18 protein-coding genes and 1 riboswitch are annotated in these 19,923 nt (G+C 44.3%); of the genes, 12 read left to right on the plus strand and 6 right to left on the minus strand.

What is annotated here, in order from left to right:
- Positions 1–27: 27 nt before the first annotated feature.
- Both ACFQV5_RS16540 and ACFQV5_RS16545 read left to right on the plus strand, forming a co-directional pair.
- The gene (locus ACFQV5_RS16540; RefSeq protein WP_379248454.1) at positions 28–336 is read left to right on the plus strand and encodes a hypothetical protein; all 309 of its coding nucleotides are present in this window, start codon (positions 28–30) and stop codon (positions 334–336) included.
- Between the two features lie 93 nt (positions 337–429).
- Positions 430–1,224, plus strand: a complete 795-nt coding sequence (locus ACFQV5_RS16545) for a DUF817 domain-containing protein (RefSeq protein WP_379248455.1) — start codon at positions 430–432, stop codon at positions 1,222–1,224.
- Between the two features lie 93 nt (positions 1,225–1,317).
- Here the strand turns inward: ACFQV5_RS16545 and ACFQV5_RS16550 are convergent, their stop codons facing one another.
- Positions 1,318–2,349 carry a ribonucleotide-diphosphate reductase subunit beta gene (locus tag ACFQV5_RS16550; protein ID WP_379248456.1) on the minus strand — a complete coding sequence of 344 codons (1,032 nt, stop codon included), beginning with the start codon at positions 2,347–2,349 and terminating at the stop codon, positions 1,318–1,320.
- Positions 2,350–2,584: 235 nt separating this feature from the next.
- Here ACFQV5_RS16550 and ACFQV5_RS16555 point away from each other — a divergent pair, with 235 nt between their 5' ends.
- Positions 2,585–2,923: a hypothetical protein gene (locus ACFQV5_RS16555; protein ID WP_379248457.1), complete on the plus strand. Its 339-nt coding sequence runs from the start codon at positions 2,585–2,587 to the stop codon at positions 2,921–2,923.
- A 224-nt stretch (positions 2,924–3,147) separates the two neighbouring features.
- Here ACFQV5_RS16555 and ACFQV5_RS16560 read toward each other — a convergent pair whose 3' ends face one another.
- Positions 3,148–5,481 (minus strand): ribonucleoside-diphosphate reductase subunit alpha, encoded by a 2,334-nt coding sequence (locus ACFQV5_RS16560; RefSeq protein ID WP_379248458.1) that lies wholly within the window; start codon positions 5,479–5,481, stop codon positions 3,148–3,150.
- Positions 5,482–5,674: 193 nt separating this feature from the next.
- A riboswitch (cobalamin riboswitch) is annotated at positions 5,675–5,908 on the minus strand.
- Positions 5,909–6,212: 304 nt separating this feature from the next.
- Here ACFQV5_RS16560 and ACFQV5_RS16565 point away from each other — a divergent pair.
- From ACFQV5_RS16565 to ACFQV5_RS16575, 3 genes are all read left to right on the plus strand, one after another.
- A complete protein-coding gene (locus tag ACFQV5_RS16565) occupies positions 6,213–6,524 on the plus strand; it encodes an MTH1187 family thiamine-binding protein (protein WP_379248459.1) in 312 nt (103 codons plus the stop codon).
- Positions 6,525–6,798: 274 nt separating this feature from the next.
- Entirely contained in the window at positions 6,799–7,071 is a 273-nt protein-coding gene (locus ACFQV5_RS16570; RefSeq protein ID WP_379248460.1) for a phage holin family protein, read from the plus strand.
- 110 nt (positions 7,072–7,181) lie between these two features.
- The gene (locus ACFQV5_RS16575; RefSeq protein WP_379248461.1) at positions 7,182–7,286 is read left to right on the plus strand and encodes a YjcZ family sporulation protein; all 105 of its coding nucleotides are present in this window, start codon (positions 7,182–7,184) and stop codon (positions 7,284–7,286) included.
- A gap of 240 nt (positions 7,287–7,526) precedes the next feature.
- Here ACFQV5_RS16575 and ACFQV5_RS16580 read toward each other — a convergent pair whose 3' ends face one another.
- The 3 genes from ACFQV5_RS16580 to ACFQV5_RS16590 all read right to left on the minus strand — a co-directional run bounded on the left by ACFQV5_RS16580 (position 7,527) and on the right by ACFQV5_RS16590 (position 12,470).
- Positions 7,527–11,597, minus strand: coding sequence for a WIAG-tail domain (locus tag ACFQV5_RS16580; RefSeq protein ID WP_379248462.1), 4,071 nt, complete (start codon positions 11,595–11,597; stop codon positions 7,527–7,529).
- A 196-nt stretch (positions 11,598–11,793) separates the two neighbouring features.
- Entirely contained in the window at positions 11,794–12,243 is a 450-nt protein-coding gene (locus ACFQV5_RS16585) for a GreA/GreB family elongation factor (protein WP_379248463.1), read from the minus strand.
- An 80-nt stretch (positions 12,244–12,323) separates the two neighbouring features.
- Complete coding sequence (locus tag ACFQV5_RS16590) at positions 12,324–12,470, minus strand: hypothetical protein (protein ID WP_379248464.1); 147 nt, start codon at positions 12,468–12,470, stop codon at positions 12,324–12,326.
- A gap of 814 nt (positions 12,471–13,284) precedes the next feature.
- On the opposite strand from ACFQV5_RS16590, the gene ACFQV5_RS16595 reads away from it, so the two are divergent.
- Positions 13,285–14,781, plus strand: a complete 1,497-nt coding sequence (locus tag ACFQV5_RS16595) for an HD domain-containing phosphohydrolase (RefSeq protein ID WP_379248465.1) — start codon at positions 13,285–13,287, stop codon at positions 14,779–14,781.
- A 68-nt stretch (positions 14,782–14,849) separates the two neighbouring features.
- Here the strand turns inward: ACFQV5_RS16595 and ACFQV5_RS16600 are convergent, their stop codons facing one another.
- Positions 14,850–15,932, minus strand: coding sequence for an FAD:protein FMN transferase (locus ACFQV5_RS16600; RefSeq protein WP_379248466.1), 1,083 nt, complete (start codon positions 15,930–15,932; stop codon positions 14,850–14,852).
- A gap of 237 nt (positions 15,933–16,169) precedes the next feature.
- On the opposite strand from ACFQV5_RS16600, the gene ACFQV5_RS16605 reads away from it, so the two are divergent.
- The 5 genes from ACFQV5_RS16605 to ACFQV5_RS16625 are packed head-to-tail and all read left to right on the plus strand — an operon-like array spanning position 16,170 to position 19,704.
- Positions 16,170–16,568, plus strand: a complete 399-nt coding sequence (locus ACFQV5_RS16605) for a NusG domain II-containing protein (RefSeq protein WP_379248467.1) — start codon at positions 16,170–16,172, stop codon at positions 16,566–16,568.
- Positions 16,543–17,097 carry a Gx transporter family protein gene (locus ACFQV5_RS16610; protein WP_379248468.1) on the plus strand — a complete coding sequence of 185 codons (555 nt, stop codon included), beginning with the start codon at positions 16,543–16,545 and terminating at the stop codon, positions 17,095–17,097. Before ACFQV5_RS16605 ends, ACFQV5_RS16610 begins: the two co-directional genes overlap by 26 nt.
- Positions 17,098–17,142: 45 nt before the next feature.
- Complete coding sequence (locus ACFQV5_RS16615) at positions 17,143–18,036, plus strand: ATP-binding cassette domain-containing protein (protein ID WP_379248469.1); 894 nt, start codon at positions 17,143–17,145, stop codon at positions 18,034–18,036.
- Positions 18,021–18,947 carry an energy-coupling factor transporter ATPase gene (locus ACFQV5_RS16620; RefSeq protein WP_379248470.1) on the plus strand — a complete coding sequence of 309 codons (927 nt, stop codon included), beginning with the start codon at positions 18,021–18,023 and terminating at the stop codon, positions 18,945–18,947. The genes ACFQV5_RS16615 and ACFQV5_RS16620 overlap by 16 nt, the downstream gene beginning before the upstream one ends.
- Positions 18,913–19,704 (plus strand): energy-coupling factor transporter transmembrane component T family protein, encoded by a 792-nt coding sequence (locus ACFQV5_RS16625; protein ID WP_379248471.1) that lies wholly within the window; start codon positions 18,913–18,915, stop codon positions 19,702–19,704. The genes ACFQV5_RS16620 and ACFQV5_RS16625 overlap by 35 nt, the downstream gene beginning before the upstream one ends.
- Positions 19,705–19,923 lie beyond the last annotated feature (219 nt).

Genomic DNA, 19,923 nt, shown 5'->3' on the forward strand with positions numbered 1-19,923 from the left:
CATTATATACAAATTGGAGGTATTTCAATGGCGCAGCGCTATCGAATCACGAGAGCATTTCAGGAAGATGAGAATACGGCACAAACGATAACGTTGGAAGAGTGTGAGCAATATTTCGAGTCCAGATCTGATTTTACCTATACTACTGCGTTTACGGTGACGGGATCTGTCACTATGACCGTTGAGGGACATTTTTTCATGTGGAAGTATGATGGCAGCGAGATCCCGTTTCGATATTATGAGGGAGACATATATGTATCTGGCATAAATGAAGCTGTGGTACCGATCATGATTGAGGTTGCGAGTGGACTAAGGGCAGATATAGTGGAAGGGTAGTATATCCACAGAAAGAGTTACGGGAATGTAGTGTTAATCACGTTACATATTGTGATACGCTCGAACATAATAAACAGGTTATGAGGAGGACGTATGACATTTATCCGTAATTTGTGGGCGTTTGGTATTCAGCAGGCACTTTCGTGTATTTTTCCTGTTATCATTTTCGCTGCACTTGCACTGACCAAAATCATAGAGGTACCAGGAATCCCACGCTACGATCTGATTCTCATTATCTGTCTTGTGGCACAAATCGGTATGGTGGTTGCTAAGCTGGAGACGATGGATGAACTGAAAGTCATCTGCGTATTTCATGTGATTGGATTGATGTTAGAGCTTTATAAGGTCCATATGGGATCTTGGTCATATCCGGAAGAAGGTTGGAGTAAAATTGCTGGGGTTCCACTCTATAGCGGCTTTATGTATGCGAGTGTAGCGAGTTATATTTGTCAGTCATGGCGCCGGATGAATCTACGGTTAACCGGATGGCCTGTGCCAATGCTGACCGTATTGTTAAGTGCAGGGATTTATGCTAACTTCTTTACTCACCATTTTATATGGGATTTTCGCTGGGTGCTGACAGCGCTGCTCTTTCTTGTGTTTATGAAAACATGGGTGCATTTCGATGTTATGGGTACAACATATCGGATGCCGATGACCCTGTCATTTTTGCTAATCGGTTTCTTTATCTGGATCGCAGAGAATATTTCAACGTTCTTTGGTGCCTGGACGTATCCGGGGCAGGAAAAGGTTTGGACTCTGGTGCACATCGGTAAGATCAGTTCATGGTTTTTGCTGGTTGTAATTAGTGTTATTATTGTGGCTCAGTTGAAGCATTTGAAGCAGGGCAGGAAAGCGGTAGAGGATATAAAAGGGACCGTAATGTAAGAGAGTCCAAAAACAACAAACACCCCGTGTTCCATTTGAAAAGGAAACGGGGTGTTTTGTTGTATTGATTAGGTATGTTGAACAGTCGTTATTTTACAGATCGTCAAATCCGTTGTCGTCGCCGACTTTACCGTAGTTACGAGATTTTGCTTCAAAGAAGTCTGTTTTCGTAGCATTCAATGCTTCATCGGAGAAAGGCTTGATCCAAGGCATGCAGTTTACATCCACACCTTCATATGCTTTTTCCAGACCCATCATTTTCAGACGACGGTTAGCAATATATTTGATGTAATCGGATAGCTCGTTCAAATCGATGCCGCGAACGTTGCTAAGCGTGTAATGTGCCCAGTTCGTTTCGAGCTCTACTGCACGGTCAATTGTGCGGTACAAGTAATCCATGTTCTCTTTTGTGTTCAGTTCAGGGAAATCGATGAGCAGCTGTTTAAATACTTCTGCAAAGAAGTAACAGTGCTGATTCTCATCACGCTGAATGTAAGAGATCATCTGGCTGGTTGCCATCATCTTTTGGTCACGTGCAAGGTTGTAGAAGAAGGCAAATGTGCTGTAGAAGAAAATACCTTCAAGGATCAGGTCAGCGACCATGGATTCAAAGAACGTCTGAGGTGATGGATTTTCACGGAAGGATTGATAAATATCCGCGATGAAACGGTTCCGGTCTAGAAGTACCGGATCATGCTTCCAGTATTCAAAAATCTCTTTCTGCTCCTGCTCAGAGACGATTGAAGAGAGAACGTAAGAGTAGGATTGATTGTGGACAACTTCTTGTTGACCGATAATTGCTGAGATTGCTTCAAGAGAAGAATCTGTAAAGTAGCGTTTTACATCCCCAACGAACATGGTTTGCATGGAATCCAGTACCGCCAGAAGGGAGATGTTGATCTTGAACGTACGTTGTTCTTCTGGATCAAGGCGCGGAAATTGTGATGCATCCTTGGACATTGGAATTTCGTCAGCGATCCAGTGGTTCAAGAGGAGTACCTTGTACAATTTGTACATGTGCGGCATCCGGATGTCATTCCAGTTCAAAATACCCGAGCATTCACCTTCGATGATGCGTGTGGATTGGTTAGGTGCTTCGGTATTAAATATTTTTTGCATTTGCATGCCTATTCTCTCCTTATTAGATCGGATATCATGGGACGGACATCAGGGACGGAAATCCCCTCTCCAGCCGCTGTTGTTGTCCCTTTGCCTTTGGATTGTATTTAATCGGTTGCAAAGGGCCAACAAAGGCGGACGTAAACTCTTCCGATGGGATATCCTTACCCATAGTAGTCTTTAATTGATTTAATTAGTATATTCAACTGCTGCTTCGCGGACCGCCCGCTTACAGCAATGGATGGACGACGTAACAGTAACTCACAGGTTATGCACTAACCCACAGCGAATCCCGAAGGGGGAGCGCTCGAAGCAGTTAGTAACTCAAAAGAACGCCAAAGTAACTCACAAGTTATGCACTAACCCACAGCGAATCCCGAAGGGGGAGCGCTCGAAGCAGTTAGTAACTCAAAAGAACGCTAAAGTAACTCACAAGCTATGCACAAACCCACAGCGAATCCCGAAGGGGGAGCGCTCGAAGCAGTTAGTAACTCAAAAGAACGCTAAAGTAACTCACAAGCTATGCACAAACCCACAGCGAATCCCGAAGGGGGAGCGCTCCAAGCAGTTAGTAACTTAAAAGAACACCAAAGTAACTCACAAGTTATGCACTAACCCACAGCGAATCCCGAAGGGAGTAAGTGCTCCTAGCACTCGTAAATACGTACTCCACCAAACTCACTCTTTAATCGGCGCTCTTGTTCCAGGTGTCCAGAGGGCAGAGCCCTTGGGGCCCTCCTGAAAGTTTCCCTTAGGGAAACTCTCATCGGAAGCATAAGCTGGAAGGGAGGGGTTGGGTGGGTTTTAGCTCGCGCAGCTCTCACACTCTTCAATCGTAAGTGCACGGCTCCGTACATAGTAAGTTGATTTCAAACCAGCTTTCCAAGCGTGAAGATGCAGTGCCAGGAACTCTGAAGCTTTAATGTCAGGACGAACGTACAGGTTAAAACTTTGAGCTTGGTCTACGTGACGCTGACGGGCAGCAGCCATTTTGATGGACCAGTTTTGATCGATCAGGAAGGCTGTTTTGTAATACCAGATTGTCTTCTCAGACAGGTCTGGTGCCGGGTTAGCGATTTTATATGTCGTTTTTTCTTCATAAGACAGAAGCTCGTATAAAGGATCGATACTTGCAGTAGAACCAGCAATGATGGAAGTTGATCCATTCGGTGCGATGGCGAAAAGCCAAGCGTTACGGACACCATTTTGCTGAACTTCTTGCTGAAGCTCACGCCACTGTTCAGTCGTTACATACTTGCCTTCGTGCTCGCCATCCGTGTAACCACGGTAGGTGAAGTACTCACCGCTTTCCCAGTCAGAACCCTTGAATTTCGGATAATGACCTTTTTCTTTAGCGAGCTCCATGCTGGATTTAACGAGCAGGTAGTTGATTTTTTCATACAGGCTATCGTTATAGGCAACGGCCTCATCCGATTCCCAGCGAATACCCTCAAGAGCGAGCAAGTGATGCAGACCGAATGTGCCGAGGCCGACTGCACGGTACTGGCTGTTCGTGTATTGCGCTTGTAGAACTTCGATGTTGTTAATGTCGATAACGTTATCCAGCATACGTACTTGGATTGGTACAAGGCGCTCTAGAACGCCGGCTGGAACTGCACGAGCCAAGTGAATGGAGTTCAGGTTGCAGACAACAAAATCACCAGGAACTTTCGAGATGACAATGCGCGTCTGGCCGTCTTTGGTCACAAGCTCTTCTTGTTCAACAACTGTAGCCGATTGGTTTTGCATAATTTCAGTACATAGGTTGGAAGAGTAGACCATACCGTGTGCAGAGTTCGGGTTAGCACGGTTAACCGTATCGCGGTAGAACATGTAAGGTGTACCAGTTTCCAACTGGGATTTCATAATCCGTTTCATGATATCGATCGCTTGCACCGTAATGCGGGAGAGCTGTGGATTTGCTACAGCTTCTGCATATTTTTCACGGAATTTGCCTTCACCAAGCTTCTCATCATAGAAATCCTCTAAACCGAGTGCTCTACCGTTCTCGTCTTTCCAGCCCATCACTTTCTTCACTTCATGTGGACAGAAGAGGCTCCACTCGTCGCGGGCTTCAACAGCTTCCATGAACATATCAGGCAGACATACGCCGTGGAACACATCATGTGCTCTCATACGCTCATCACCATTGTTCAGCTTCAGATCCAAAAAGGCCAGAATATCTTTGTGGAAAACATCCAGGTAAACGGCGATTGCGCCTTTACGTGTACCCAGCTGGTCTACGCTAACTGCTGTGTTATTCAATTGACGAATCCAAGGGATAACGCCGGAGCTGGTGTTCTTGTGTCCACGAATATCTGAACCACGTGCGCGGACTTTACCAAGATAGACGCCGATACCGCCACCCATTTTGCTAAGACGCGCAACATCTGTGTTGGAATCGAAGATTCCTTCAAGCGAGTCATCCACCGTATCAATGAAACAGCTGGACAGCTGGCCTGCTACCTTTTTACCAGCATTGGACATCGTTGGCGTAGCAGCGGTCATGTAGATGTTACTCATAGCCCAGTATGCTTCTTTAACAAGATCCATACGTTTGTCAGCAGGCTCTTTGTGCATGAGGTACATTGCAATGATCATATAACGCTCTTGAGGAAGTTCCATTACACGTCCGTCAAAATCAGTAGCCAGATAACGCTCAGCGAGCGTAAGTAGTCCAATATAGTCGAACAAGAGGTCGCGAGTATAGTCGATCGTTTCTCCAAGTTCTTCAATTTGTGCTTTGGTGTAGCATTCCAGAAGCTCTTCACGGTAAATACCTTTTTGAACCAGCTCGGTGATAAGAGGGTAAAGGTTGCCATATGGCTCATCCGGATAGGCTTTGTAACGGCGGTGGTTAGCCGCTTTTTTATATAGTGAAGTCAAGAGCGAACGAGCCGCTGCGTATTTCCAGTTTGGTTCTTCTTTGGTGACAAGCTCTAGAGCCGACATGGTGAATGCATTGCTGATTTCTTCGCCGGTTACTTGTTCTCCGCGAAGTTTAGAGTTCACACCACGGAGCAGTTGCTCCTTGTTCAGCGTATCCAGATCATTCATAATCCGGTCAGCATATACGGAGAGGCGATTTGGATCAAAAGCTAGTTGACGGTTGTTCGGTTTAACTACAAATTGGGGCATGGGTAAATCCTCGCTTTCTAGGGGGAAATGGGAAAAAGAACATTAAAAAAACATTTTCCAAACCTTGGGGAGGCTGAAAATGTTCAGGTGCGCTGTGAAAAAAATGTGCATAGTAGCTTAAGCCGCCGTATTTGGGCTTGCTGTTATGTACAGACGCAATAAGAGAACACTTTCCTATTTTCCCGTAGGATATGTGCTTAGCTGCATACAGGCAGGTCTCCTGACTTGGGGAATAGAATTCGGCGCCTTCCCAAAGGACTAATGTCATAGCCCCTCAGTGGCATAAAATCCGAATTCATTTCAAAACCGCAAAAAACGCGCTCTTGAAACCCTATACAGTGGCGGGACCGTGATGGATTTGCACCATGCTTCCCTATTAAGTGTGACTCTCTATGAAGTGTCAAACACCTGCATACACTATATTTGGTTGACGTTAATTAAATTTAACCCAATATATTGTGTTTGTAAACTATTTTCTTGAAATTGACGCAAGGTGAATTATAGCAAATGAGAATGGAAATCGCCAATTCGCAAACCTTCAAAAGAGTGTGAGATTTCACACATTTTGACGAAATACGTCCTTTTCTAAGGGGATTCTCGCTTTATGAGTCATTGCGTTTGGGGCTAATTTTTGAATGAGACAAATAAGTGAATAAGATTTAAAATGAATGCCGCAGACTGGTACAATAATAGATATCTGAAAGTTTAGGTTGAAGGAGGAGTGAGGGTCGATGGCTATTGCAGAAGTGACTGTAATTCCGATTGGAACAGCTACAACGAGTTTAAGCAGTTATGTTGCAGCCATGCAGCGAGTGCTTTTGAAACAGGAAGGAATCTCATACGAATTGACTTCGATGAGCACCATTATTGAAGGTGAGCTAAGTTATGTGTGGAAGGCCATTGAGGCTCTTCATGAGGCGCCTTTCTTGTCTGGTGCACAGCGTGTATCCACATCTGTCAAAATCGATGATCGCCGGGATCAAGCGTCTTCCAGTAAGCAAAAGCTTCAATCCGTACAGGAAAAACTGGCTGGGGACAAATAAGTTCATGCGATTAATCATTAAGCTGTTGATGTAGCTTGGTGGTTCAGCTTCTCGCCAGCATGTTTATGTACACAAGAATACGCGGCTTTCCAGACCTTCTGGAGCCGTGTTTTTTTATTTAACGAATAATGAGGGGCTTTGTTACGAGCGGTACTATTCCAAGACTCCAGATAATATGCTAATGAACAAGCTGTTTTTGCAGGAATTTCATAATATGAAGGAAGTAGACGTCGTGATTAATATCAGAGAGGTCGTGTGAATAGTGGAATGGAACATGATTTTTGAACTGATTGATCCGAGGTTGTTTATGGTCGTCATGGCTTGTTGGGTAATTGGTTATATTTTGAAGAGGACTCCGAAGGTGCCGGATTGGAGCATTGTTTATATTGTCGTTGTGTGCGCTGTTGTATTTTCCGTCGGTATGATCGGGTCGGGGATGGAGTCTGTTATACAAGGTATTCTTACCGGGGCTTTTGCTGTATTCGGGCATCAGGCCGTGAAGCAGGCTATGAAAAGTGGTGATGATAAAGGGAAGAAAGAGAAATAATCGGAACCCGTGTCGAAATTTTTTGGGCTTCATAAATACCTGAGCGCCCTGACCGTTTCATTGAATCGACATAAGATATGGTGTGGCTAAAAACAAAGGAGGTATGAATCATGGGTGAAGTTGTTGGAGGATACGGCGGAGGATACGGTAGTGGTATCGGCGCAATCTTGGTATTGTTCATTCTGCTGGTTATCATCACAAGTGCATTCGTTTAATAAGATAGCATTTTGAAAAACCTATGAAACGTATGATCTAGACCTCATTCTAGTAAACATTGAATGACAAAAAGCTAAGATGCAAGCTGCTTCCGGTAGAATACCGGAGGCAGCTTATTTTAATTTTGTCGCTCAAAGGATTCTCATTTGACTACCAAAGTGCCGGGCGTCAATTCATATACCAAATATAGAAGTGTCCCAAGCAGTTATTCACTGTTTGGGACACCTCACAGAAAGTGTTTATTGAGAAGGACCGATGGCGATCCAGGATAAAAACCCATAGCTTTGGTTTGATGTTGGCTGGCGTGTGACTTCAAAAACGGCGGAGTCCATTTTTTGAAGCTTGAGTGACACCTGGAAACCAGGATGGTTGCTCATGGCTACAATAACGTAGTTAATGGCTGAGAAGGGCTCATCAAATGAAATGCTGACCTCGATCGTTTGATATTCCGATTGCGTTTCTGATTCCAATTCCAATTCCGCTTCCGGAAGAGCGAATGCAGCAAGACCGCACTGCTGGACTGCAGGCTGAGCGCTGGCGCTACGGATCGGTACGAAGGACATATGCTGTGTAGAAATGCAGCCGGGTGCAAGATGTTCTCCAGTGATGGTTTCTGAGGCTATATGCTGACTTGTAATCGTTCCATCAACAAGTTTCTCCCCTGTAAGACTACCATCTTGTACTGTGAGAGAGGCTACAGCTTCTGGAGTGAGATGACGGGAGTCGATAGTTCCGTCCGCAAGATGCTCGCCAGTAAGAGAACCAGAGATGATTTTAGTGCCTGGTATGCTGTTATTCGCGAATTTGTCTCCTGTCAGGCATCCCTTTTGTACAAGATCGGATGTGATGGCACCCTTTTCAATGTGTTTGGAACCAATACTCCGCTCCTGTAAATGATGAGGAAGGACCGAACCTTCCGATATATGACGGGACTGCACAGCCCCAGGCTGTAAGTGGCTTGAACCTGTACTTTCTACCTGTAGGTGAGAGGAGGATACAGATTGGTTTTGCAGGTGTGCTTCCTTGATGGATGAAGCAGCAATATGACGTTCGCTGATGACTGCATCATCGATATGCTGTGAGACGATGCTGCATTCGGCAAGGTGTGAACGGTTGATAGCTTCCAGTTGAATGTGAGAAGGTCCGACGGCACCTTCTTCAATATGTCTAGCCGTAATGACGTCATCCTGCAAATGTGACGAAGATATCGTGTCATTTTGGATTTTGTCGCCGCTTATGGCACCGTCTTGAATAGCGGATTGAGACACAGCGTCTGTGCTGAGGTGCTGTGAAGAGATGCAACCGGGCACAAGATGTTCTCCCGTAATCACTTCATCAGCAATATGCTGACTTGCAATCGTGCCATCTGCAAGCTTCTCTCCTGTAATACTTCCATCTTTTACGGCAAGTGAAGCGATTGCTTCGGGCGTGAGATGACGGGATTCGATGGAGTCATCCGCAAGATGCTCGCCAGTAAGAGAACCAGAGACGATTTTAGTGCCTGGTATGCTGTTATTCGCGAATTTGTCTCCTGTCAGGCATCCTTTTAGTACATGATCGGATGTGACGGCACCTTTCTCGATATGTTTAGAACCAATACTTCGTTCCTTCAAGTGATGAGGAAGAACCGCACCTTCTTTTATATGGCGAGACTGTACAGCCCCTAGCTGTAGATGATTAGCTCCTGTACTCTCTGCCTGTAGGTGAAGGGAGGATACGGATTGCTCTTGCAGATGTTCTTCCGTGATGGAAGAAGCAGCAATATGGCGTTCATTTATGGCTGAATTATTGATATGTTGTGAGCTTATGCTGTTTTCAGAAAGATGAGAGCGTTTGATAGCTTCTGACTGAATATGGGAGGGTCCGACGGATCCTTCTTTAAGATGCTTGGCGTTGATAATATTGTCCTGCAAGTGAAGAGCAGATATCGATTCATTCTGAATTTTGTCGCCGCTTATGGCATGGTCCTGGATGGCGGATCGAGATATTGAGGCCGGGCTGAGATGGGTTTCTGAAATAAGTCCACGCTGAAGCTTGTGACCGGGGATACTTTCATCTTCAAATAAGTCTGCTGAACGTACTTCATCGGAAAGGTGATTCAAAGTGATGGCATTCTTTTTAAGATGATACCCGTAGATGGATTCCTGTGACAGATGTTTTCCTGATACAGATTCAGGTGCGAGATGTTGTGCCGAAATGGAATGGGAAGCAATTTTGTCGGCTGTAATCGAACTCTTTTGCAAAGCATCAGCGGATACAGATTCGTCACTTAGATGGATGCTCTTAATAGACTTTTCTTTAATCTTGGAGGAACACACGCTTCCTTCCGCCAGCTTGGCTGATGTGACAGCCAGGTCAGTCAATTTGTCGGTTGTTACACTTTCCGGAGAAAGCTTTAGTGAAGTGACTGCATGGTCTGTTAGATGCTGTGGAAGTATCGCACCGGAAGCGATGGCAGAGTCGGTTATAGTCCCGAGCGCGAGTTTCTCAGCTGTAATCGCTCCGTTTGCAATGGCATTCGATTCAACGGAGTAGGATGCAAGATGTTTATTTGTAACGGATCGTGAAGCTAAATGCTCCTGACCAACTGCACCATTCTGTAGTGTCAAGGGCCCCACACTGCCTGCTGCGAGATGGGTTTGACGTACGGCGCCTCTTGCCAGATTTATGGCTGTAATACTTTCCTTAGCGATGATGACTCCGTCCACAGAACCAGCGGCCAGTTTGCTGCTTGTCACGCTGCCTGGTGCAAGTTTATCCTCGGTAATGGCTTCTTCCTGAAGGTGAACTGAAGCAACAGAAGCAACTGATAAGTGGCGCTCTGTTATGGTTTGAGACGCAATCGCGGCAGAATTAACGGTATTATGCTCAAAATGATGCGTTTGTATGCTGCCCTCGGTTATATGCTCTCCAGTGATAGCGCCCGTACTGATGTGACGGGATTGCAGCGCCTTGTGAGCAATCTGTTCAGAATCGACGGATCCTTTTCCTAAATGACGGGTGTGAACAGCTTCATCTGAGATCTTGCTGGACAAAATGCTTTGGTCGGCTATTTTCGAGGCAGTGACAGACTGCTCCACCAGCTTGGCTGTGCCTACGGATTGATCTGCTATCTTCGTGTTTGTCACACTGAAATCACTCAAATGACGGGATTGAATTTCTTTGTTCCCGATCTGATCCTTGCCAACTGCACCTGCCCGGATTTGTTCTGATTCGATTAGGCCTTGTGCTAAATGATTAGTTGTGATGGAACCTTTCTGAATGTGCTGCCCGCCGACCGCATTGTCAGCCAGCTGCTCAGATCCAACTACTTCTGGAGATAAGTGATTCCGATTGATAATTCCATCAGTTAGGTGAATTCCGGCAATGGAATGATTCTGAATATGAGATCCATCAACTGCGCCTGCTTCAATTTTGCTAGAGGTGACAGCACCTTCCCGGAGCTTGAAGGTAGTGACAGATTGATCAGCCAATTTTGAGGTGTGTACCGATTCATTAGCCAGATGGCGTGTTTCTACACCGCTTGAAGCAATTTTACTGCTGGTAACGGCAGAATCATCAAGCATGCTGGTAGATAGACTTAGACCACTGAGATGGCGAGATAACACCGATCCATCTGCAAGTTTATCCGAGGTAATGCTGTGATCGGCTAACTGCTGGGAAGTGAGACTCGCATCCTTTATCTTCAATCCACTAATCGCACGGTCTGCGATATTTCGGTCAGTTACGGCTCCATCCGCCAGATGATCATTCATGACTGAGCCATTCTCAAGCTTGCGAGAAGAGATACTTCTGTCTGCAATTTGTAGACTGGTCACTGCGTAATCCTGAAGAGCTTCACTCCCAACCGATCCAGCAGCCAGTTTTGAGGAGGTGATGGACCGGGAAGCAATGCGGCTCTCAGTAATAGCACCTTCACTGATATCCTCGGTATAAATAAACGGCTCCTTCATGCCGGGCATTTGTTTTTCAGCCACTAGGCTCTCCCGGTCATATCCGTTCTTAATGGGGGTGGATTCTGCGTTATCTTCAGCCTGGGACTGGTCTATTGTCATGAAATCTGTAAAGTCATCTTCATTCTGTTCGTTAATCGTCTGATCCTGTTGAAGATCCGATGCCTCAGTAAAAGAGGTGATGGTTTCTTCTTCCGGAACTGATAAAGACATAGACGAAAGAACCCGGGCCTCTCTATCCACGGCACGGTTTCGTCCTTCAGTACGTCCTGTTAAATCAAGTTCTCTGGTATTAGGGTCCACTACATATCGCTGGGTCTGATTTTTTCCCGTTGTATGCTTCCCTCGTTTTTTCAAAACTGCACGCTCCTTTCGAAAAAAATGGTTCGCCTTGGGCATCATATGCAGCAGGGTAGGCGGATGTCACCGTAATATGACCGCTAATCTATATAGGAACGCACAAAAAAAGGACAGCTCGTTTGGTCATGAATGGACCTCTCGAACCGTCCCTTGGAATAGGGATAACTACAATACTCGTAATTTTTGGTGAAGTTTAGATTTGAATATCGATGACTTTCACTTCCGCAATCTGGCCTGGTGTTACGATGGTTACTTGACTATTCTTGGAAGCCATAAGCAGTTGGAAGCCAAGTGGTGAAACGATTGATATGAAACATTTGCTTGGGTCGGAATCCTCAGGCATGCATAAAGTATAGGAAACAAGCTGTTTACTGTCGACATATTGTAAAGTGACTGTGCTTCCTAGAAACACAAAATCAGGACAAGGAATATCCTCACCGCTCGTATGGTTATTTATATGTTGTTCCAATTTGAACATGTAGCGTTCAATGAAAGCTCTCGTATTTTTACGTTCCCGCGTAGTCCGTACATCATGAGCGGGAGGGAGATATTGATCGAGAAAGAGCTTAAGCTGTTCATCAAAAAAAGCTAGCTGGGAAACAAGCGTTTCTCTAATGTTGATTTTGTGTAAATTCAAATTCATCGTCAATTCTCCTTTACTCGATACTATGCTTATCATAGATTGAGCTCAGTTAAGATTTAAATGTAATGACTGTTTCAGTCTTATTTTAATGTAGCGAACATGCTCTCTAGTATAATCTCAACAATGATAAAGATAAGAACTGCGGTTGATATGCAAGAAACAGCAAATATGAAGATGCCTGTTCGGTCATTAGGTTTCTTCTTGTGTCCGGTTTTTGGAATACTCATATAAACATCCTCCGTTATCGTATTCTGGACTGAAGGAACGTCTACAGACATATACCGATAGCCTCAACCTCCTATAGAGCAGCCGAATATGAAATGTTACATTTAATGTAAAATTTATGAGTATAAACACGAAGGCACCTCGTTTGTATATAAACGAAATGCCTTCATTATTGGCTGCGTGATCTATGGCTCCATTATGCCACAAAGGAAGGGAATCGACAACATAAATGGCATGATATGTATTTTAAAGGGCGATGTAACATTTACTTACTTTTTTTGTTCTGTAGAAATAGACGTACCCTGCAGAAATATTCTGCAGGGTACTTATAATATGGGCGCTTAACGCCTGTATATTTAACCCCTGAATGCCATATAAGGCTTATCAGTCGGTTCCTTGTGTTTGAAGTTTAATATCGGGTACATTACTTCCAATACAACAAAAGCCCTGCCTCTCTTTTGTCCTTGCGGCTCCGATGACCGCTCCAGTGTGAATCAGAAAACCAACATTCTTAAACTCTTACTTTTGGGTTAGAAAATAGGAATTTCTCAACTTCATCTGAGATAGAAATTAAATTATGCGAGGAACTTACGGGGTTAAATATTAACTTATATCTAAATATTATACCACAGAATCAGATGAATATACAAACAAAATATATTACGCATTCCAGATGCAACAAAATCGCTTGATTTTTTTGTCGATTCGAACGATATTTTATACATAGGAAATATATACCTGTTAGATCGACAATATTCATTGGCAGCTGTGCTATAGCGGCATAATACTATTAATTGCGACGAAAGTAGGCATTTTATGCAACTGTATAGGACCTTCTTAAATCAGCTTATTCGTAATTATGTGATTGGTTCTCTCATTGCCGTGCTTGTATTGGGCGGAGTACTTCTTATAACAACCTTTGAAATTTCTTATATTGAAGGATTAAGATTGTTAGGCATTATGGGCGTTTCGTTTCTCATCATGATTGCGATAGAAATCTATGTATTTATGAGGGAATTACGTTTAATCCGGAACACCCTGCTTGATCCAAATCCTGATCTTCAGTCGCTGGAAAAGGCGTATCTTCATGCGCATCGTATACCAAGACGAGCAGTTTACCGAATCTACGGTCCTCATTTGTTCGGGTTATCAGTACCTGCCATTTTGATGACGATCTGGATGCTCAACCGGGGACTGCTAAGCATGCCTTTTTATTATATATGGCTAGCATCGCTCGGTGCCGTACTGATCGCAAGTTGTCATGCCATGATCGAGTTTTTCTTAACTGTAGCAGCAATTCGTCCTGTTGTAAAAGAGCTTAGGCGGCAGGCATTAATGCGTTATGGAGTCGATTTCTCGCTTGAAGGACATGTGTTTACTGCGATCCGAACCAAGTTCTTACTTAGTACGATGCTTATCGGAACATTCCCGTTATTTTTGTTTAGTCTGGCTGCTCAAATCAGGCTCAAGGAATTTGATGAGATCATTTCGCAAGAGTATTGGGGATGGGCTGGAGTTATTCTATTGATTGGTGTTGCTTTTGCCTACATCGGTGCACTGCTACTGACACAGGATGTACATCGTCCAATCCGTCAGTTGTACCGGGCCATGAATGAGGTTAAAGAAGGGAATCTGATTCAGACTTCAAATCTGTATTCCGACGAATTCTCAACGCTGGTTGCTGGATTTAATATGATGGTTCGTGGACTTCAAGTGAGAGAAGAGCGTAACCGGAAGCTGCTTGACAGCTATTTTGCTGCTCTAGCTGCTGCTCTAGATGCACGAGATCCCTATACAGCAGGGCACTCCTTACGTGTTGCCGAATATTCTGTAGTTCTTGGGAGATTAGCTGGCCTTAATGAGGACGAAATCGACCTGTTGCATAAGACAGCACTGCTTCATGATATCGGAAAAATCGGGGTGCGGGACAATATCTTGTTGAAAGAAGGAAGATTAACAGAAGAAGAATTTTCCCAAGTGAAATCCCATCCAGAGCAAGGGGAGAATATCTTACGTCAGATCGAACCAGCTGATGCCATGGCGCCTTATCTGGAAGGGGTGCGATCACATCATGAGCGCTATGATGGACGAGGTTATCCAGATGGTTTAAAGGGAAGCGAAATCCCACTTTACGGACGGATTATTGCGGTTGCGGATGCGTATGATGCAATGACTTCCGACCGCCCTTATCGTAACGGTATGAGATCTACAGAGGCGCTGGATATCTTGGAAGAGGGAAGAGGAACACAGTGGGACCCGGAATTTGCCGCTATTTTTGTGAAATACATGAGATCGGATAAGGAAACGGCTTAGATAGCTTACAGTTCAATATATGAAAAAGCAGGACACTACTTCGACAGAAGAGGTGGCCTGCTTTTTAATTACTTCATTAGTGTATAGCTGTCATTGGTCATTTCCAGCACCTCGTCCATGCCTGAGGTGATGTATACTTTTTTGTCCTTCGTAATAAACAATGCTTCTATATGATCTAACTGTTCTGCAAATTCAAGCCCTTTCTCAAGTCCCATTGAGAAAAGCGAGGTGGATAATGCATCTGCATCGATAGATTTTTCAGTAAGGATAGTAACACTACTCAGATTGTTATCAACAGGATAACCGGTCTCCGAATCTAAAATGTGGTGGTAATACTTCCCGTCTTGTTCGAAAAATCTTTCATATATACCTGAGGTTACGATGGTCTTATTCTCAACCTTTAAATTACCGATCGGGTTCCCACGAGAAAGATCGGGGTCCTGAATACCGATCGTCCAACTCCGTCCACCTGGCTTTTGTCCAAGTGCAAGCACATTACCACCCAGATCAATGATGGCACTATTAAAGCCATTATCGGTCAAATATTTGGCGATGACATCTGCAGAATAACCTTTCGCGATGCCGCCGAGGTCGATAATCATCCCTTTTTGTTTCAAATATACTTCGCGTGTGTCTGGGTTTAATTCAATTTGGTCGTATTGACTGAGCGGAATGAGCTTAGTGATCTCGGATTGATCCGGCACATGTGCATCTTCATTTCCGATATTCCACAAGGAGACAAGAGGACCGATAGCAAGATTGAAGCGTCCTTCGGTCAGCTTTGAGTAATCGTAAGCTTTTTGAATGACATTAAATGTCTGTTCAGACACTTGAACAGGTTTGATTCCGGCATTGTCATTGACTTTATGCAGTTCACTTTTACTATTCGTACGGCTCATTTCAGCGTCAATTGTCTGAAGTAGTTCTTCAATTTCGTTAAAGTGTTGGTCTGTAATCCGGCTGTCATATACCTTTACCTGAACGATGGTATCAAATATATAGTAAGACTTTTTTATTGGGTTTGTAATCTCTGTCTGCTGACCCGATTCCGATGAGTTAGGGTTAGAGTTCGTTGTATCTTTACTACATCCTCCGATAATAAGCAGGGCGGACAGAAGCACAAGCAACGGTGAGAACTTATTTTTTTTCACATCAATTCCTCTTTTCCACCTGGTTTCGACTGGATTATAGCAAAGGTATGGAAGAGGAGATGTGAGACTTCTCATAATTTATTTAAATTTTTAATAAAATTTTGGATTTAGTGATGATTTTGTGAAAACTTTCTCAAACATGTGAAAATGGGTGTATCCTACATTGAAGGTTTGCTGATGAGTGGTTATAATGAGGACGTCTAAGATTTATATAATCAAAAAATAAGGAAGATGCCTATGAAACGCGGTGACTTGGTACTGATTTCAGTTCTGCTGGTAGCAGCGCTTATATTTCTTGTTCCGAGATGGCTAGGTGGCAATGATAGTGAAAAAAATCACAACAATCCTTTAACAGCAACAATAACCGTGGATGGTAAACTGTTCAAAACGGTGGAATTAACCGAAGAAGAACAGATCATCGAGGTGAAGACAGATCATGGTACAAATATTCTTAAGGTATATAACTACGGTATCGAGATGATCGAGGCAGACTGCCCGGATAAAGTGTGCTTGTCCTTTGGATTCGTGGATAATGCAAAGCAAAGTATTGTTTGTTTGCCTCATAAAGTACTAGTTGAGGTTGAAGATACCTCGGGAGGAGTGGATCAGGATGAAGCAGACGTCATTGTCAACTAGTGATTCAGCACTGTTGTTGAAAAAGACGGTCATTATTGCTATTTTCGCAGCTGTAGCTGTCGTACTCAGCATTGTCGAATCCTTGATACCTGTGAACATGTCGGTACCAGGCGCTAAGCTGGGGCTTGCTAATATTATGGTTCTGACTTGTTTGTATTTCTTGCGTGGTAGAGACGCACTCACGTTAATCGTTCTAAAGACGGTGCTGACAGCGATGATCTTCGGGACCTTCTCCAGTTTTTTATTCAGTCTTTTTGGGGCAGTGTTCAGTTTCATCGTGATGTATGGACTGCTTAAGATTAGTGGGAAAAGATTGAGTCTGATTGGAGTAAGTATTGCCGGTGGTGTGGCACATAATATTGGTCAATTGACGGCAGCTTCGATTATTTTTAAGACTTCTTCCATATTCTATTACTTACCGGCACTTCTGTTAACCGGTATTATTACAGGTATTTTGATCGGTATCTCAGTGAGATATTTAGTACCGTCCCTTTCCAAGTTGTCTTTGTTTGCAGGATTTACAGATTAAACAGGATGAATATGGGGGGCATTGCGAGGACGAGGGGAGTTTGTTATGGAGAAACCGGAACTCAGTAACCGAGACCATATTGAAGTTGAAGTGTGTGGGAGTCCAGGGGAGCCTCAGGCTTCACCCGTGCTTGCTCTCCAAGATGTTAGTTTCTCGTATGATGGGGTGGCAGAGAACATTCGCTCTGTCAGTTTTACGGTAACAAAGGGGCAGTGGGTGAGCATTGCAGGGAGTAACGGAAGCGGTAAATCAACGCTTGCTCGGCTGTTTAATGGACTTTTATTTCCGAATTCAGGGTTGATTCAGACAGCTGGATTAACACTGGTACCAGATAATCTGAGCGCCATCCGCCAAAAGGTAGGGATGGTGTTTCAGAATCCGGACAATCAATTTGTTGGCAGTACGGTTGAAGAGGATATTGCCTTTGGGCTTGAAGGAATGTGTATGTCACAAGCGGATATGAGAGAAAGAATTGACCGCTATGCCGATCAATTTGGGGTTAGTCATCTGCTTCTGAAGCATCCTTCTGAGTTGTCCGGGGGCCAGAAGCAGCGCGTCGCACTGACTTCAGTTCTTGCGATGGAGCCTGAGATTTTAGTGCTGGATGAAGCATCCTCCATGCTTGATGAACAAGCCCGGGAAGATTTGACTCGTCTTCTCAAGGAAATGCACAAGCAGGGGAAATATACGATTTTGTCCATTACACATGATGCAGATGAAATTATGGCTTCAGAGAGAGTGCTAGCTATGCGTGATGGAGCGTTAGTTGCTGATGTGTCACCTGATGCGCTGTTTGCGAACAAAGAGTTGATGTCACTATGCAGTCTAGAGGCACCTTTCTCGCAGAAATTAGCCCAGGAATTGAACTCGCGAGGGTTTAGTATAGGACGATTCGGAAATGAACAGGAGCTGGTGGATTTCTTATGGTCATTCAATTAGATCAGGTCTGCTTTGACTATGATGCACGCAGCCCCTGGGCTAGTACGGCTCTTCGTCATATCAATCTTGAAGTGAGCTCAGGAGAATTTATCGGGGTCGCAGGAACGACCGGATCGGGTAAATCGACGATGCTCCAACTGTTCAACGGTATTATTAAGCCGACTGCAGGCACTGTATCTGTGGTTGATGTAATGATCCGTGCAGGCGAGAAATCACCTAAGCTGCGGGAGCTACGACGGCGGGTCGGTTTAGTGTTCCAATTTCCGGAGCAACAGATGTTTGAAGATACGGTGGAAAAGGATATCTGTTTTGGTCCGATGAATTTCGGAGCGAGTGAAGAGGAAGCTAAGCAACTTGCACTGAAAGCTTTTGACAAAATGGGTCTAGATCCGGCGCTACTTAAGCGCAGTCCGTTTCAGCTTAGCGGAGGACAGATGCGTAAGGTAGCAATTGCCTCAGTGCTTGCGATGGATCCGGATATTCTCGTTCTGGATGAACCTACAGCAACACTAGACCCTGTTAGTAGAATAGAGTTAATTCAGCTGTTGCATACGTTATGCCGTGAGGAAGGCAAGACGATTATTATGGTTACGCACCGAATGAATGAACTCCTAGAATCGGCAGATCGCTGGGTGATTCTTCATAGTGGAGAATGTATCTTCGATGGCACTGCTCGTAAGCTTGCCAGCAAGCTTGAAGTCTTGGAACAGCATGGTATGGCTGTACCGCTTCCACTGCGGTGCTGGAGTATCCTGTCCAAGCGATTTGAGCTTGAACAAGATAATCCATGCTTTACGGCAGCATCTATAGCACAGCGTATCGCAGATTTGCGAAATGCTGGACTTGCGATGACTCGGAGAGAAGAGAGGGAGGATTATGCGCGACAAGCTGTTAATCGGGAGAAGCATTGATACAGGATCGTGGATTCATGCTCTGGATCCGCGGTTTAAACTTGCTGCTATGCTGCTTTACGTAGTGGTGATTGTCCTGGTATCCTCATGGCCGGATATGTTGATCACCGCTCTCTTTTCCATTCTCATGATGTGGAGTACACGAATTTCGTTTCGATATTATTTGAAAGCGATGAAGCCGCTGCGTTTTTTGATGTTATTTATTTTTATTGTTCAGCTTTTGACCGTTAAGACCGGAGAGATCTGGTTCAGTGTGGGGTCGTTTCATTTATATACAGAGGGGTTAGAAATAGGTCTACTTAGCGTGTTACGCATGGCTCTACTGGTTTCGTTTACTGCCATTCTTACTTTTACAACAACACCAGGCAAGTTGAATCTAGGGCTTGAAGGTGTGCTAAAACCTTTAAAAAAGATCGGGATGCACCCGGAGCGGCTTAGCTTGATGATCAGTATCGCACTCCGTTTTATCCCAACGATTTTAGATGAAACTCATAAAATACTTAAAGCTCAGGCTTCACGCGGAGCTGATCTGAAGGAATTACCTTGGAAGGATAAGGCCAAGATGTTGGTTTCTCTGCTTGTTCCTGTGACAGTTAGCGCTTTTCGCAGGGCGCAAGATCTTATTCATTCTATGGAGTCCAGAGGATTTGTCATTAACGAGCCTAGAACAAGCTTGTACAGATTGACTTGGGCAGCTAAAGATATCGCGTTTATCTTTCTGTTTATCGCGCTGGGAGCGGCTGTGCTGGTCGTATAAGACAGAAGAGGGCTGTACCCCAAGTAGATTTTTCTACTAAGGAACAGCTCTTTCATCACTCTACATATTTAAAAGGTCGAAGGCAGACTCCATAAGAGTTCTTGCCCTCGACCTTTTTCATTATTTGTCGCCGAGTTCAACTTAGAGGAATGATTCGTACCCGTAGCGTCTAACTATAGAAAAAGGAGCTATCCCGCAAGATTTTTGATCTTTTGGGAT

It is taken from the genome of Paenibacillus sp. GCM10028914 (genome assembly GCF_042666275.1).
Lineage (GTDB): Bacteria > Bacillota > Bacilli > Paenibacillales > Paenibacillaceae > Paenibacillus_AQ.

Bases quoted from the DNA above. Each gene is read 5' to 3' on its own strand.
- ACFQV5_RS16590 (WP_379248464.1), bottom strand. From the start codon at position 12,470: ATGAGTATTCCAAAAACCGGACACAAGAAGAAACCTAATGACCGAACA.
- ACFQV5_RS16610 (WP_379248468.1), top strand. From the start codon at position 16,543: ATGAAGCAGACGTCATTGTCAACTAGTGATTCAGCACTGTTGTTGAAA.
- ACFQV5_RS16615 (WP_379248469.1), top strand. From the start codon at position 17,143: ATGGAGAAACCGGAACTCAGTAACCGAGACCATATTGAAGTTGAAGTG.
- ACFQV5_RS16550 (WP_379248456.1), bottom strand. From the start codon at position 2,349: ATGCAAATGCAAAAAATATTTAATACCGAAGCACCTAACCAATCCACA.
- ACFQV5_RS16570 (WP_379248460.1), top strand. From the start codon at position 6,799: ATGATTTTTGAACTGATTGATCCGAGGTTGTTTATGGTCGTCATGGCT.
- ACFQV5_RS16545 (WP_379248455.1), top strand. From the start codon at position 430: ATGACATTTATCCGTAATTTGTGGGCGTTTGGTATTCAGCAGGCACTT.
- ACFQV5_RS16560 (WP_379248458.1), bottom strand. From the start codon at position 5,481: ATGCCCCAATTTGTAGTTAAACCGAACAACCGTCAACTAGCTTTTGAT.
- ACFQV5_RS16575 (WP_379248461.1), top strand. From the start codon at position 7,182: ATGGGTGAAGTTGTTGGAGGATACGGCGGAGGATACGGTAGTGGTATC.
- ACFQV5_RS16540 (WP_379248454.1), top strand. From the start codon at position 28: ATGGCGCAGCGCTATCGAATCACGAGAGCATTTCAGGAAGATGAGAAT.
- ACFQV5_RS16595 (WP_379248465.1), top strand. From the start codon at position 13,285: ATGCAACTGTATAGGACCTTCTTAAATCAGCTTATTCGTAATTATGTG.
- ACFQV5_RS16620 (WP_379248470.1), top strand. From the start codon at position 18,021: ATGGTCATTCAATTAGATCAGGTCTGCTTTGACTATGATGCACGCAGC.
- ACFQV5_RS16565 (WP_379248459.1), top strand. From the start codon at position 6,213: ATGGCTATTGCAGAAGTGACTGTAATTCCGATTGGAACAGCTACAACG.
- ACFQV5_RS16605 (WP_379248467.1), top strand. From the start codon at position 16,170: ATGAAACGCGGTGACTTGGTACTGATTTCAGTTCTGCTGGTAGCAGCG.
- ACFQV5_RS16555 (WP_379248457.1), top strand. From the start codon at position 2,585: ATGGACGACGTAACAGTAACTCACAGGTTATGCACTAACCCACAGCGA.
- ACFQV5_RS16625 (WP_379248471.1), top strand. From the start codon at position 18,913: ATGCGCGACAAGCTGTTAATCGGGAGAAGCATTGATACAGGATCGTGG.
- ACFQV5_RS16585 (WP_379248463.1), bottom strand. From the start codon at position 12,243: ATGAATTTGAATTTACACAAAATCAACATTAGAGAAACGCTTGTTTCC.